Annotated in this window: 14 protein-coding genes and 1 pseudogene; 4 read left to right on the top strand and 11 right to left on the bottom strand. The window is 36.7% G+C overall.

All coding sequences use genetic code 11. The features are described 5' to 3' along the window. Positions 1-132 precede the first annotated feature (132 nt). From IEV17_RS07115 to IEV17_RS07100, 4 genes are all read left to right on the top strand, one after another. The gene (locus tag IEV17_RS07115; RefSeq protein WP_004661777.1) at positions 133-1,527 is read left to right on the top strand and encodes a site-specific integrase; all 1,395 of its coding nucleotides are present in this window, start codon (positions 133-135) and stop codon (positions 1,525-1,527) included. 4 nt (positions 1,528-1,531) lie between these two features. Next, positions 1,532-1,771: a hypothetical protein gene (locus tag IEV17_RS07110; protein ID WP_004661776.1), complete on the top strand. Its 240-nt coding sequence runs from the start codon at positions 1,532-1,534 to the stop codon at positions 1,769-1,771. Between the two features lie 133 nt (positions 1,772-1,904). Then, positions 1,905-2,108, top strand: coding sequence for a hypothetical protein (locus IEV17_RS07105; protein WP_004661775.1), 204 nt, complete (start codon positions 1,905-1,907; stop codon positions 2,106-2,108). 5 nt (positions 2,109-2,113) lie between these two features. Next, positions 2,114-2,338: a hypothetical protein gene (locus IEV17_RS07100; RefSeq protein ID WP_004661774.1), complete on the top strand. Its 225-nt coding sequence runs from the start codon at positions 2,114-2,116 to the stop codon at positions 2,336-2,338. A 199-nt stretch (positions 2,339-2,537) separates the two neighbouring features. Here the strand turns inward: IEV17_RS07100 and IEV17_RS07095 are convergent, their stop codons facing one another. The 11 genes and pseudogenes from IEV17_RS07095 to IEV17_RS07045 form a co-directional block, all read right to left on the bottom strand. Then, positions 2,538-2,948 carry a hypothetical protein gene (locus tag IEV17_RS07095; RefSeq protein WP_004661773.1) on the bottom strand — a complete coding sequence of 137 codons (411 nt, stop codon included), beginning with the start codon at positions 2,946-2,948 and terminating at the stop codon, positions 2,538-2,540. Continuing rightward, entirely contained in the window at positions 2,949-3,479 is a 531-nt protein-coding gene (locus IEV17_RS07090) for a glycoside hydrolase family protein (protein ID WP_004661772.1), read from the bottom strand. Beyond that, positions 3,463-3,747, bottom strand: a complete 285-nt coding sequence (locus IEV17_RS07085; protein WP_004661771.1) for an HP1 family phage holin — start codon at positions 3,745-3,747, stop codon at positions 3,463-3,465. Before IEV17_RS07085 ends, IEV17_RS07090 begins: the two co-directional genes overlap by 17 nt. A gap of 470 nt (positions 3,748-4,217) precedes the next feature. Next, positions 4,218-4,478, bottom strand: a pseudogene (locus tag IEV17_RS17295) (hypothetical protein); the annotation flags it as partial. Next, positions 4,475-4,651, bottom strand: coding sequence for a hypothetical protein (locus IEV17_RS07075; protein ID WP_004661767.1), 177 nt, complete (start codon positions 4,649-4,651; stop codon positions 4,475-4,477). The pseudogene IEV17_RS17295 and the gene IEV17_RS07075, both read right to left, overlap by 4 nt. A gap of 31 nt (positions 4,652-4,682) precedes the next feature. Next, positions 4,683-5,381: a hypothetical protein gene (locus tag IEV17_RS07070; RefSeq protein WP_004661765.1), complete on the bottom strand. Its 699-nt coding sequence runs from the start codon at positions 5,379-5,381 to the stop codon at positions 4,683-4,685. Between the two features lie 10 nt (positions 5,382-5,391). Beyond that, positions 5,392-6,234 carry a hypothetical protein gene (locus IEV17_RS07065; protein WP_004661763.1) on the bottom strand — a complete coding sequence of 281 codons (843 nt, stop codon included), beginning with the start codon at positions 6,232-6,234 and terminating at the stop codon, positions 5,392-5,394. Between the two features lie 67 nt (positions 6,235-6,301). Continuing rightward, entirely contained in the window at positions 6,302-10,012 is a 3,711-nt protein-coding gene (locus IEV17_RS07060) for a DEAD/DEAH box helicase family protein (protein ID WP_004661761.1), read from the bottom strand. An 83-nt stretch (positions 10,013-10,095) separates the two neighbouring features. Next, the gene (locus IEV17_RS07055; protein ID WP_004661760.1) at positions 10,096-11,472 is read right to left on the bottom strand and encodes an RES family NAD+ phosphorylase; all 1,377 of its coding nucleotides are present in this window, start codon (positions 11,470-11,472) and stop codon (positions 10,096-10,098) included. A 130-nt stretch (positions 11,473-11,602) separates the two neighbouring features. After that, positions 11,603-14,971, bottom strand: coding sequence for a pyrophosphatase-like OB fold-containing protein (locus IEV17_RS07050; protein WP_171062408.1), 3,369 nt, complete (start codon positions 14,969-14,971; stop codon positions 11,603-11,605). Between the two features lie 63 nt (positions 14,972-15,034). Next, complete coding sequence (locus tag IEV17_RS07045) at positions 15,035-15,343, bottom strand: hypothetical protein (RefSeq protein ID WP_004661756.1); 309 nt, start codon at positions 15,341-15,343, stop codon at positions 15,035-15,037. Between the last annotated feature and the right edge of the window lie 3 nt (positions 15,344-15,346).

Genomic DNA, 15,346 nt, shown 5'->3' with positions numbered 1-15,346 from the left:
ATGCTTTAACTTGATGCTGATTCTACATAAAAACATTTTTCATTGCAATACGTTTTTTTGTAGGCACTATGTAGGCAGTTAAAAATATTGTATGTTATTGCGAGTTATTGCAAACACACGTGATCATACACTATGACCTCTGAAAGAACAAAGCTCACAAAAACATTTGTTGATTCTTTGCCCTTATCACCTGATAAGCAGGTTATCTATAGGGATTCAGAGCTGATTGGCTTTGCGTTGCGAGTTACCATTTCCAAAGTTTATGTGGTTGAGCGTCGCATTGGTAACGGCAAATCCTCAGTACGAGTCACTATCGGCAAACATGGAGAAATCACACCTACACAGGCACGTGACCAAGCAACTAAATTACTAGGATTGATGGCCCAAGGTATTAACCCGAATCTAGAAAAACAAGAAGCTAAAAAGGAAATGTATGCTGATTATGCGAAAGCAGATCAGCAACCTACCCTATTAGATGCCTACACCGCCTACAAAACAGAACGAGAGCTTAGTCAAAATACCTTAGATGACTATAATCAATGCGTAACAGACTATTTAGTAGAATGGTGTGACATAAAACTGATCGATATATCACGCAAGATGGTTCAAGAGAAACATGCTGAATTGTCAAAACGATCTAAAGCACGTGCAAATTTAGCAATGCGTTTCTTTAGGGCTGTTTTTAATTTCTCAGTTGAGCATTATCTTGATGTAAATGATAAAAATATAATTGATGTCTCAAATCCAGTTAATACTTTAAAAGCAAAAAAATCGTGGAATAAAATTAAGCGTAGAAAAAACTATATTCGTAGTAATCAAATGAAAGACTGGTTAGATGCTGTAGTTTCTACAGAATGGGTCGGACAACAATATAAGAATCATAATGCTTATACCAACCAAGATTTTTTATTAACTATTTTACTTACTGGTTTTCGTAGAGAAGAAGCAGAGACAATCGAATGGTCTCATGTCGATCTGAAATATGGCTCAATCACATCAATTGATCCTAAAAATGGTGAGCCTTTGACTCTGCCAATGGGAAAAATTCTACACTACATAATGCAACAACGTTTTGAACGTTCAGGTGGTGGTAAATATGTTTTCCAAGCTAGGCAAGGTGTCGGTCATGTAGCAAATCGAAGTAAAGCTAGGCTAAAAATTGCAGAGTTGACTGGTATTACATTTACATACCATGACTTAAGACGAACATTTTCCAGCGTTGCAAACAGCTTAAACATTGGTTCATACACTATTAAAAAGCTTGTAAACCATGCTACAGATGAATCTAATGATGTAACCGAAGGTTATGTACAAGTGTCATTTGAAGATCTTCAAATTGCGATGAATATGATTGAAGATTTATTGCTAGATGATGAAATCATATCAAACATAAAAAATAGGAAATTTAAGAAAATTACACGACATCATGATTATTTGGAAAAGTCCGTCTCTGAAAATCCAATAGAAATTGATGATGCCCTTAAAGCGCTTTCAAAAGTTGAACAGTTAAAGGCTAGATTAAGGTAAATATATGAAATCAACTGGGCAATTCATAAACGATACACTTCAACACTCATTCCTTATTTTATGGAAAGAAGATAAGCAAAAATGGGAAGTTGGTTGTGCTTTGTTAAAAATAAACCTGCAAGCTGACACTTATGCTGAAGCAATTCAATCATTAGCAAAAGCTATTTTAGATTACAAGTTATCACATGAATTCTCTGAAGCAATAGAGAACGATAAAGAAGATTACTTAAAATCTAGTAAATAATGTTTTACATAAAGTTTAAAAAGCGACACGAAATGTCGCTTTTTACTTTATCCACAATCCTTTGAATTTGAATTTATTAAATGATGGCTATAAGATCAAACTTGATTCTGTAACTTAATCAAGAGTAACTATTATGGCCTCTAAATCTATCCCTATCGAAAACCAAGACTTCCCCCAAGACAACTTCGCACAAGACACTTTTGATGACTCAATTCAAGAATCATTTGAGGAAGTAACTCAAGAATTAGACAGTGATTTTAGTCAAGATCCAATTTATGACGATATTGCACAGCTTGAAGCACCTGAAATAGTGAACCAACAGAAAAAGAAAAGGTGATTGGTATGAGACCCTATTATCTTAAAAATGGCAATAAATATATGCACATAGAGACTGACTTATTTGAAGATTATCAAGACTATTCTGACATCAGTGCTATGTACAATCAGAAGTACATTTTTTCAGAAAAGAAAGAAGGTGCTAAAGAGTTTCACACAAAAGATGATGCTGAACGATATTTGACTTTATATCGCCGAAAACTGAAAGGTTTTGTTGCAGTGACTGAATAAACTTATAATTGTGAAAATATTTGCTCAGAAAACACATTATCTTTCAGTTTTAGCGCAGATTTTTGCACATTGTACGAGCCTTCATTTAGAGGGCTCGTTTGCTTCTATTAACGCTGAAACGCGTTGCACGCATAATGAATATTTCTGAACTGTATCAATACCCCAATCTAGCCAATCACCTCCAGTATCTCCTTTTAACTCATTGAGCTTTGGCAATGGCGCTGTTAAGTTGACGGGTAATGGCGGTGTTGACGCTTTTAATTTCATCGTTGAGCAAGCTGCGACCTGCAACATCGCTACACACATTACGATAAACAATATTAGTTTTGATGCGTTCTTTTTCATAACGTACTGTCTCAAAATGTTCATTAATTTCAATCTCTTTAGCTGCAAGATTTAAACTAACTTTGTTTAATTGTTGGGCTTGCTTAACATACATATCAATCAGCTTGCCTTTCACTGCATCTACACGTTGCTCACATTGTGAGTTTGTCTTTTTGATTTTGTTAGCAAGATAATTTACGTGTGCCAACTGAGCCAAATGCAGAAACAATAAAATAATGATTATTGCCCAGCGTTTGTTATTCCAAATTAGAAGTAATAGATACATTTAGTTCACTCCCAAGCACTTTTTTGTTCGTTTAACTTGCCAACTCCAAACGCCATAACATTTATTAGCGGCAATTGAACAATCTACTTTCTTGCCGTTTTTTGTGATGTATTTATAGAGAAGTAATGAATTACAGGCCTGAACATATTTGCCCTGTTTTAGATTACGAAGCATTGATGAATTTGACCAAGTATTACGCCCGTACTGATAAACAAAGTCTGCGTAAACGTCATATTCATCTTGTGAAAGCTTCACACCTCTTAAAGATTGGTTTAGAACAGCAACATCACCTTTCATGTGATACTGAAGAAATTCTGTAGCCTGTTTTTTAGTGATCGGTGTATCTGTTATTTTTACTTTCTCCCCATTCGGATAAACCGTAGTTCCTGTCCCGACAGTGACCACACCCCCAGAATCATAATAAGGCTTTAACACGGTACCTTCACGCTCTTGGGTCCATTGAACACCGACAACACTAACCGCAAAAATCCCCCCAGTGATGCCTACCCATAACTTAGTCTTGTTTGACATTTAACTTCCCCAATAGTTTGTCTCGTTCTAATTTATGGATTTCTTCAGCACGTTTATTTTCTTGCCGCTTGTAGTACCAATTAATTAAAAAACTAAAAATACTGATGATTAGACCGCCGATAGCAACAACTAAACCAATAAATGTAATTGGATCTAGTCCAAAGAATTTTGCACTTGCTGTAGCAACACCACCAAATACTGTTGTTTTAGCTGCAGTTGCCGTTACAGCACTCGAAGTTTCAATTGCAGCCTCAGTGTATTCAGACATTTCGCATCCTAAAATTTTGTAATTTGCTTAAATATTAGATTTATTTTGAAGGATTGAAATTCTATGATTGAGATGATGTTCCAATAAAAAAACCACCTAAAAAGGTGGCTTAGAATTCATGTATTTTATGCTATTGCAGCTAAGCAGAAGGTCAGACTGCCATCCTCATGCTCGATAAATGTAGGATTATTTGTAGCAGCGACATGAGTTACGTTTTCATCTATCGGGAAAAATTTAAATCTATGTGGAACATTATCAATATTTTGCATAAGCATCACTCCATCCCAATCACCTGTTATTTTTCCAGCGGAAAAAAGCTGACTTAATGCATTTGAAATTTTCCCAGAATATGGCTCTATTTCATCGTCGATATAAATCTGCCAATTCCCAGTTATGAAAAAGCTTATATTCTCAGTCGCACCTTCACAACTAATGATATGAGGAACTTCTGGATCTACAATCATTCCTCCGACACGTAAAACTTGAACACTAAGCACACCCGTGTCTAAGCAATCCTGTACAGCTTGATAATCAATATTTGTAGGCTCATAGCCCAATTGACCGCGAATGTTACCTTGATGGATAGTCATTGGCTTATCCACTCGTCCACGCTTAAATTGACCAACAATTAAGGCTGAAGTTAGCCCTTCTTTAGTTTGTGTTTCGGTCTTGTCTACTGTGCCTTGGCTTTGTATGCCAACAGCCTCACCTAGTATCTTTGTTGTGTTCATCTTCTAGCACTCATATTGTTGAAACATTTAATGACTTCATTGCCAAGTTTGAATAATGCATTGTGTCGTTGTGCTTCAATTTCTATTTCTTTTTTTCGCTCGTCCCAAGCATCTGAAGCATAATAATCTGCTTCAAAACTTACAGGTAAACTTAACGCATCGAATAATGACATCTTGCAATGGTTTGATAGATTCTGAGCTGTACTAAGTAAATGACTTGTCCAGCTCTTTGATGATTCCGATAAAACAGGTAGAGGCACGAAATCGGATAGGCGCGTCATCTGCACCTCTTTGTACTACGAAACCTTCGTTGTTCACACTCAACTCTAAATGAGTAAAAAGCTTGCTATTTAGCTTTAAGTAATCCAGATAGATCAGATTAAATTCACTCTGAGGAAGCGTTTTTAAATAGCCAAGACGTTGAGAAAATTGCTGCTTATAAACTTGATCGATAGCACTACGGTCTGGGAATTGCCCTAAGTGCTCATGATTTTCATACTTAATCTGGAATGCTAATAAACAGGCAATCCATTCTGCTGCATTCATGCAGTGTGCTTCTAAATACTCTGCTTCACTGCCACAGACCTGGCGTACAGTTACCCCGACTTCTGATACTTCATGAATCCAATCAGAATTTTCTTTAAAGCAATTCGAAAAATCAGTATTTGTTGAAAATAATGTATTAGTCTGATTTTGAACATATTTAATCATCAAGAAATATCGTTCTTGAGCTGTCATCAACAAAGGTGATTGTGGATTCTGCAAAGCTTGGGACAAAAATGACGTTATCCGTTTTTCATTCAATTTAGGATCAATTGCAGCTACTTTTAACGCTTCATTAAAAGTAATTTCATTTAACTGATAGGTTTGCCCACCAATATGTATCGGATCAAAATTTAACATTTACTATCCTTTATTCGACTTTATATAGTTTACGAACATCTTTAGCATCCCAAGCTGCTCGACTAATCAGGCTTAAATTCACAGTAAGGCTTAGTCTATTACCCTCTTTGTCAATGGGTGCAACAATCGGCGCTGATACACTTTGGAGAATAAAAGGCATATAAGTTTTGCCGTGTGTGGTGACAGTGATGTAGGGAGGAATTAACCCGGAAAACAGACCTTCTCCGCCCTCTGAAATTAAATCTGTCAAAACGGTACCTTGTGATAAATGAGTCGGTAATGACCAAGACTGGAGATACATCAATTTGTTCTCGACTTCTGCTCGAGCATCTTTTAAAGCAATAAAGAAAACACTTAAGTTAAGATGAACTGAAGCTGTAGAAAGAAAGACTTGAGTTGTATTGACTTTATTAAGATTGGTTTTGCCTTCAACACTTTTTGCAAAATCAGCTAATGGTTGAAATCCCTTACTAATCAGATCAGCTGCAGCATCACCCAAATTGTTTCGAATCGCTGTACCAGCAGCGCCACCTGAAGCCAAAGCTTGCCCAGTTTGTAGAGCAGCCATCATCATAGGCATTTTTAATTCAGGATTAGAGTTCTCAAACGGCGTTTGCCATTGGCTTTCAAAACTAATATCCCCATCAGTCAAGAATGCTCGAATAGTCGGCTGTGACAAGTCGTACGAGAAAATTGGTTCTTTAGTTTCTGCATCACGTTCCATCGTGCATAGATTAAACTCAGCAAATTTATGTTTAGACACATAACCCCAGAATGGATCAGCACTATAATCCACGGGTAAAGTTGTCTTATCAGCATTTGCTGCCTGAACACCATTGATGTCATTTGCCATAAAAAAGCCCTATCTTAATAAGGCTATTTTTGATCTATTTGAATAAGTAAAAATAAACAAGTTCCAATCATGCAGCTTGTAAAGTGGCTTCGAACTCTTTAATTTTCTTAATGATCTCAGCTGACTTGTTATAAGCCATTACGACTTCACCAAATTGATTTACTTCAGCAAACCAATAGCTTGTTAAAATCTTTTTAATGTAATCAACGTTTAATCCATCGCCATTAAAAACATAGTTGCTACGCTCAGTTCGCATATATAGCCCGTAACGTTCAAGCTGCTCATCAATCCGCAATTTCCGCGGTTTAATCTGTGCATCACGAATAAGTTCAAAAAGTTGTTCAGGACTTTCTGCATGTGAGAAATTCATATTTTTTGGATAAGTTGGTGCATCTTCTGGACTTGTATGTCTTTCAATAATCACAATACGAGTATTAACACCGGTTCCAGCATTTCTAAATGTACTTAAAGGTAATGTGATTTCACCAACTTGATAGGCTTCTTTTTCGTTTGCAATCCAACTAGAAAGCTTTTCATCCATTGCACCACGAGGAATGAGTGCCACGATTCGACCACCATCATATAAGTGTTGGAACGCTTTCTGAACATGCTTAATTGCCAAGGATCCAGCATTTCCAAACGGCGGATTCATCACAATTGCATGATACTTGTTATTAGTACCGTGGACCTCAAAACCACTAACAATTACATTCGCACCTGTATTTGCCATTTTTGCACGACTTGCCAATGATTCAGTTGGTTCAATCATGGTCAGGTTGACATCATTAGGCGCAAATCGCCCTATAGCCCCATCGCCTGCGCTTGGTTCAAGTACATCATCGCCCTTATGTACACCTGCCCATTCGAGCATTTTTAAACCTAGCGGTTCAGGCGTTGCATACCACTCTTTACCCTCACGATTATTTCGGCTTTCGGTACGCTTACCTTTTGCATAGTAATAAGTCATCGCTTTATCGAAAGGAGATAAGCGCGCAATACGTGCATTTTCTTCATCGTAAGCTTTCCCACCTACGCCATCCATAAGCGAAGGCTCATGATATTCGGCTTCTTCATATGCTTCGATAAGCGCTTGCTTAATACTCACTAAAGCATCTTCGCCCTTGGCTAAGTTATCTACTGTCTCAGCTCGCCCTGCGATAGTTTCAGCAAATGCAGTCCGTTCCCAGTTTGTGCCTGTAGTAAAATAACGCTGAATCGCATTCGAAGCTTGCCCAACTCGATAAATACGCCCTTCAGTTTGACGAAGCTTGGCTGGCTTAATAGGTTGGCCAATGTTGATATTCACCCGTTGATGTGTCCCAGTTGTATCATGCAGTGAGATACCAGTAGAACCTGCATCTGATTGAACGATCAAAATATCAAAACCACTATTATCCTGGTTAAATAGATCAACGTTTTTTTGACGATCTTTCTTAGAAACACGGCCATTAAATAACAATGCATTTGGGAAAGCACGGCGTAGTGTTACTAGTGGAGAATTATAATTACAATTTAAGCGGACTAAATCAGATCGTTCTTGAGCAAACTCTTGATATTGTGCAGCTGCATCTTCGTTATATTTACCATCAATCGATTTAAATTGATCATCTGTAAACGCAAACGGTCTAAAACCTCCACCATCGTTATAATCGTGGAAAATAATTACTTTTCGCCCTAAAGCTAAATTCTTTTTGAAAAATGGAATGCCTTCTTCTGCTTTAATTGCCTCAAGCAACCGTCGGCGCGAAAGATAGTCAAATCGCTTATTCACGAGGCTACTCAAATCAGAGAATCGACTATTTCCATTGGCATCTTTAGCATCCCAAAGGTAGTCCAAACCTTCATCAATTTTTTGACCAATGTTAGATTTGATCAATACAAATTTACGGTCATAATCAAATTTTAATTCTAGTTCACGTCCAGCCAATGCCCCAGTAGATTTCAGGCTTTCAGCAAATTGTCTTTCAAAAACACCTTGGTCAACTCCCCCATCTGGACGGGTCAATTTGTTATATCTCATTCTATAGCCGAAATTAGACATATAGAATCGCTCACGCGCACCGCCTGAGTTATAGCCTCCATATGAATCGTTACTAAATTGTGATGCTGGTGATGTAAAATTAAAGAGATAACCCTCAGCCCAATCCACTGTTTTGATATAGGAAAATGGTGTTGCAGATAGGAAAACGACTTTTGCACGTTTCCCAGATTGTTCTGTCCAATTCTTTTCCCATTCAACCTTATAATCATGGATAAAAGCATTCCAATCCTTGATCATCTCATCGGTACGTTCTTCCTCAGGTAATGCATAAGGATCTCGCTCAGAAAACCGCATTTTTGCCCAAGTGTAGAAACCTGCATGATGCCCAGATAAAGCCCTTAAGTTATCTAATGCAGTGGTTACTTCACCGTCAGCGCTTTGCATTAATGTATGTGCTTCATCAACAATGATAAGGTCCCAATCTTTCTTACCTAAAGATTTATTTTGCCCAAAGTTCGCATATGTCGTGACCACAACATTTGAATTACTACCGTTATCCTGAATACTTGATAATTGATGAATATCAATATTTAAAGGCTTCCCCGACTTCACAAAGTCACGAGCAATTTTGTCGCTTAAAGTAATAATTAGAATATTTTGAGCACCAGAATTTAAGAATCGTTTGACGGTTCCCAAACCAGTGAAGGTTTTTCCTGTACCAGTACCATTGGTAAATAACATGCCGTTAGCATTATCAATGATTAAGCGTTTTTCTGCTTTGACAATATCATCACATTGTTCGGGTAACAGATAGGGTAATGCTTCACTGATATTTTCAGGATATCCCCATTCTGTAGGTGTTCCCTCTGCCTCAGCTTGTAATTTTGCTTTACCTTCTAGCTCAACTCTAACTGACTTAGCAGATTGAACAATTGATTTATTTCGCTTGTCTCTAGTAGGTGATCCTGAGTTAAAAATCGCACGGCTTCCGCTGCTGTCATCCCCTGCAAGACTGGTTGGACTTCCCCCATTTGAAGGTTCATTTCCTCTATTTCCTGCGCCAAGTAAACTTGCATCATTATTTTCTGATACGCCAATACTACCGTTTCGGTATAGCCCTTGCTCAACAGAAGCTGTTCCTGTTGTTGAAGGCGTTGCTCCATCTCCATTTGATTCAGACTGAGAAATTGCTGATCTTCCTGATCCGCGACGAAGTTCGCTAAGTTGTGCCAAATCTGAATCGGTATCTGTAACATTAGAGAAAACCTCTTTAATTAATTGCTGATCATCTGTAAGTAATGAATCTGGTAATTCGAGAATATGCTTGGCACGGATTAATGTGTGTTGGTTATAAATAAAGGCATATGGATCGTATTCTTTTGCTGTTTTGACAGGTACACCAGCTAAAGAAATTACAAGTAAAGACTTCCCTTTTTTGGTGATGTATTCGATGAGCTCTTGCTCACAAGCATAATAAGCAATTGCTTGATTTAGTTTAGCAATTGGTTCATTGGCCGTTTGTTTAACGATATAAGCTTGTAAATTAGAGTCTAGTTTTTGGACTGAGTCATTTAAAACATAGTCTGCAACTTGACCAAGATATTGATTATCTTTGTCTGTTTTTGCCAAGGATAAGATTTTTTTTGCTTCGCCTAAATCAATTTCAATTTCACCCGAAATGATTCTTTTAAAGTAAACGGTTATTTCATCTATGCTTTGTAACGTTTGAATTAATTGATCTAGCGAACTAAGAACATTTGATGGTTTTAAGGCAAAGTTATTTTCAAATATGGACATACAACCCTCAACATGGGATTTTTTAACGTCCTCATGTTAAAGGCTGTAAAGTGTATGATTTTTATGACGTTCCATTTAAATAATTAATATCCTTCGTCTATCAGTTCTTCTAATAAGGCTATACCTGATTTTCCTGAGCGTTGAATAAAATCAAATTCTTTTTTTATTGATGTATAAGCGACTTTTTGAATTTGATGCAAACTTGCACTTTCTGACACATATCTAATTTTAAACTTACTTAATTCATCTTTAGTCTCAACAAGTTTATCTTCAATTGAAATAGCATCTTTTCCGAAAAAATCAATATCTGAATCAAAAGAATAAATTTCAACTGCGATTGGTTTTTTGGGAAAAAGTACTATGTTAGTACCTACTTCAGATTGTGTTGACTTAAAGGAAATTCCATCAAAGTTTTCTGGATGCATATAAGCTAAATATTCAGCTAGTACTTGTGTTATTAGATATTCATCCTCGTGACCATTTATTATTGGAGAACTAATTAATTTATGTATTTTTTTCAAAAATCTTCGATGTGCAGCTTGATCTTGGTAATCTGGGGCAAAATAACTTATATGTCCATATGAATTTTCCAAGTATTCAAAATTTAGAATTTTCAGTTCTCTTGTAGTTTCAAACTCGCCTACTACAATATAACTTCCTATTGATGGACGCATTTCAGCTATACAAGTGTCTATATCAAATGCTCCATAGAAATTTGATATGCCTTTTGCATTCATTCGCCCTTGCTGGGCATATTCCATTGGTGGTGGAGCTAATTCTTGAATTGGATTCAATATATAATGCTCACTTTCTCTAAGTGAATTTGCTCTACGTGCTCTATAAATTTTCGTGTTGACTGGGAGTACTTCTATCACATTTCTTTTTTCTTGACCAAAGCCATACTGTTTGTTTGTATTTTTAACTGGCCTATAACAACATAATTTATTTAAATCTTTAAAAAGGAAATGAAATAAGTTTCTAGCATTATCACTAAAAAATCTTCGTTGTGTTTTAAGTTCTTTAATCAGTTGATACCATTGCCCCTGAAGATTTAAATTGTCATATCGATTTTCCACATAATTTTCATCTTCAGAGAAAAAGCAGTTATCAAAATCATCTGGGTGCCAATATTCAGAATCAATTATCAAATCTATCAATTCCTCTCCAAATGAAATTTCACGTCCCATAATCTCATCGATGACTTCCTGAAGACTCAACCCACTCTGGACAAAATCAGGACGATCGCTATCATTATTAAAATAAGGTTTATAAGGACCTAGAGTAAAATTTTCTTCAATTACTTCTTTTAGTAATTTAGCTAAGTCTTCACAACGAATAGCAATATTTCTTTTCTCACACTCTGAACAATTATGTATTTCATTTTTTTCTTTAATGATCTCTTCTAAAATTTCATCATTTACACAATTGATACATATTGAAAAATCTACTTCACTTTCCATGTTTAACTCAATTCTTTATGTTATTTAAAAATAAATAAAACCTATCAAATAATCAATATTGTTTCTAATAAGCCTAAATTAATTTTTTATAATTTAGGCTTCAGTCTATTCAAGAAATAAATATATCAACTTATGTTACATAAAGAATATCTAAAATGGGGTTCGATATATCATCAAAACTATTGACTAGGCTTTTCTCTAATTCATCTAAAATAAGTGCAGCTAAAGCAACAGGGTCAACTTTCGAACCAGCTTGCTTAATAGCGCTTTGAATAATTGATTTAGATATATCCTTACTATCAAAAATGATTGCTGGAATAAATCTTTCATGCCTTTGCTTAGCCAACATAATTCGATCTAAACCAATGACAAGATGATATTTCCCGTGTGTTTCAAGCACTACAATCGGGTCCTCTTTGTCAATTTTACTTTCAACTATCTTAGGTGCATTTTCAATGATTACTTGATCTATAGGGATGTGATCATAGCTTCCATCTCTAGCCCAAGAATCGAATTCTGACCAAGTATGTTGAATCTTCTTCAACAAATCAGCCATAGATATTTTCTTGATGCCTCCTAAGCCCTGCCAACCCTTTTCATAATTTGATAAATAAATTTCCTTCGCTTCTTCTTCTGATTCAGCACCAATAATGACTTTTTGCTCATCGAACTGTCCGTTAATATCTAACTGTTTGATGATATAGGCGCATTTAGGTTCAACGGCCAAATGATTTTTCACAAAAACATCAATTTCATCACCATCGGCACCAGTAGTATTTTCAATAAAACCATAGTGATGCTTCATCGTGATTTGCCATTCATTCCCGTTAGGGTCAGTTCCTGAACGGATTGAACCTGCTGGATTCTCAATAGCAATTTTTAAATCACCAATCGATAAATGCCCTTTTTGATATTCACCAGATTGCTTTTGTTCTGCTGTTGGAAAGTCTAAATCATTATGAGGTGATGTAGCTGCAGCATGTGCTTTTTCATCTATTGACGTAAGTGAATCAATAGAATCAAACATGCTCAGATTGGCATTATCACCATAATTATCCTCAATCACTTTCACGGCGTAATTGATTGCATCTTTGATGCTGACAGGTTCAGGTTCACCAAAAAGCCCCATGTTTTGCCCATCAATCGCTTCTTTTTCTGCAAACTCTGCCATTGCTTTGAATAGCAAACTCATCTTTTTGGCGCTGCGACTATTCTTAGATAAGAATACTGCAAGCTCTGGCACGCCTTCGCCAAGATCACCAAATAAACCCTGTTGTTTTACAAATTCAACAATATCTTGATCATTTTGCTTTGCTGCCAAGATCGTATTCGCTGCATCAATAATTGCATTTGTCACTCGCTTATCAAGTGCTTGCTCAATACCATCAACAATAGAACTTGATACATCCTGCACGTCACCACGGCTGACGGCTTGCGCTTCAATAAATTTTGGAGCTGCTACACCTAATGCATTTAGCATATTTTGCAAATCTGGCTTCGTTTGGTCTGCCATCATTTCAAGAAGTCGGTCATCATTATAAGCTTTGCTGAATATTGCAGCTTTCATACGTGTGACTAATGCTTGTGTTGGCTTTCCATCTGTCCCGATATATTGAGCTGCTTCCGTTTCACCTAAAGACCTTAAAAATCCTTGGATAAACTTCTGATTACTTGCAGTGATTAGGTCGCCATCTTCACCAGGTGTAAACAATGACAATAGGTTCTCATCTAATCGTCTTGCATCTGTTTTTGCTCGTTCAGTCGCACTAAAGGACAACTTATCATCTTGATTGGCTTCTACTGTAAATTGAATACGATCAATTTCAGAGGTACGAATACGCACAAGGATGGGCTGTTTAAATTGGTTGATTTGATCCGCACTAAAGCCAAAATATTCTGCTTCATCAATCAACCATTCTTTGTATTCATCAGCATTTCCGCGCTCATATGCAAGCTGAATTGCCATAGTACGTCCATTACCAGACTCAACCACCAGATCATCACCAATGATAGGCGCACCAGTATCTGCACGACCTGATCGGCCAAGACTTTCAGGATCAAGCGTATTTGAAGTTTTTTGTACCCACGCTTGAGAAGATTCTCGACTACGATCTCGTGGTTGTAGTTCTTGAGGATAACTAGGGTTTTCAGCGCCTGTAGCCGTATGTGAAGCAATCACTTGATCAGCTTCTAACACTGCAAATACAGTTGATACCTTAGTACCCTTGGCTGTTTTGACGTTGTTAGATCGACCACGGAACGCATGATTGATAGTCAAAGGATCATAAGGTATATTTAATAGATGGTCACGACCTCCAGTTTCAATCCTACCCTTTGATTTATCAAAGATCGGACTGGTCATAAGGGTCGTGGCCATTTTGTTTTTAATTTGCTCAGACGGATTTGAGCTGGTAGGCTTATTAGTTAAGAATTTTGAATTTTCTAAATGATAGTTTTCAACCGCTTCGATCAACTTGTCTATTGTACCTAGTAGATCCTGATTATCTAATTCGATTGAATCGAATCCATCTACACTATCAAATGCGCCTTGCTCATAATCTTTTTGAAATTTTTCTCTAATCCGCAATATATCTTCATGATCTAACGGCTTATCACTTTCACTCTGGCTAGTCTTCGGCTCTTTTAGTTTGTAATGTACAGCCCAACTTAAAACATCTAATTTTTTACGCCCTTTTTTATCGTAAATATTAATATCTACCCTCTGATTTTCTGGAATTAAATGTTCCTTTTGAGTTTTCAGAGTGAGTATCTCTAATTGTTCGTAGGACAAATTTTTAGCCATATCTACAGCCTTCCAGCCATAAACTTTTATTTTTATTGGCTCAACTACTGGATTGACATGCAACGCATCTTGCAATACATTAATAAGACGGGAGCGTCCTCCATTTTGGGTAAGCAAATTATTTTGCCCAGCCACTTGGTCTGAAGGGATGTTCCCCTTTTTTTTGTCTTCAGCAATCATGATTGCCTGAGTATAAAATCTTGGTTTATCATTTTTATCTTCAGTGTGTCTTCTCAAACGCACGACCATATAGCACTTTTGATTATCAATTTTAATTGGTGCTGCAACGATAATATTTTCAAGTGGCTTACCATCATCATCCATAGATCGGCTTAAGACTCTGGCCTTATCAATGATCAGGGGTAAAGCTGGTAAACCTTGAATATCAATTTGCTTTGGCTTATGACTCATTGCAGATTTAATGCCACTGGGTGCAATAATCACAGTTCCTAATTGCTCATTTAGAAATTCTTGCCCGTGATTGTTCTCAACAAACCAGTCTCTTAACCACTGCATAGCATTTTTAATAATTTTGCCTTCTGCATCTGGCAGGATTAGCCCAGATTTAATCTCAGCTATTGGTTCCCCAGATAGAAAGTCGAAATTATCTTGACGGTATTTTTGTAGGGAATCAGCAAGTATATCTATAGCATTTATCGCTTCTGATCCATTAGTAACATTTTTAACTTTGCTCATTTCACGCACAAAAAAATAGCCCATTTAGGACTATTTTGAGAGCTTCAGAATGGGTTTCGCTTGCTATGTTCCAACCAACTCATTTACTTGAGTAATAAGGACATTAACGGCTTCAATCAATAACGGATCATTCAAATTCTTTTCAGCTTCACTACGAACTTGCTTAAGTAATTCAATTGATACTTTAACGTCACCATCAATAATAGACTGAAATAATTTATTGACTGATTGATTCGCCTGTCCGCCAAGTAACTCAATCAATTCTCTCAATCGTTTTGTACTTTGAAGTTTTTCCATCCCCTTAAGATTCGGGATCTGTTCAAGTAAAGCACGTAGTTCTTTCGTGAGCTTTAATTTTTCTAAGGCATTCATGTA

The sequence above is a fragment of the Acinetobacter modestus genome (assembly GCF_014636095.1).
GTDB classification, from domain to species: Bacteria; Pseudomonadota; Gammaproteobacteria; order Pseudomonadales; family Moraxellaceae; genus Acinetobacter; species Acinetobacter modestus.
This window is presented reverse-complemented; position numbering and strand designations above follow the sequence as displayed.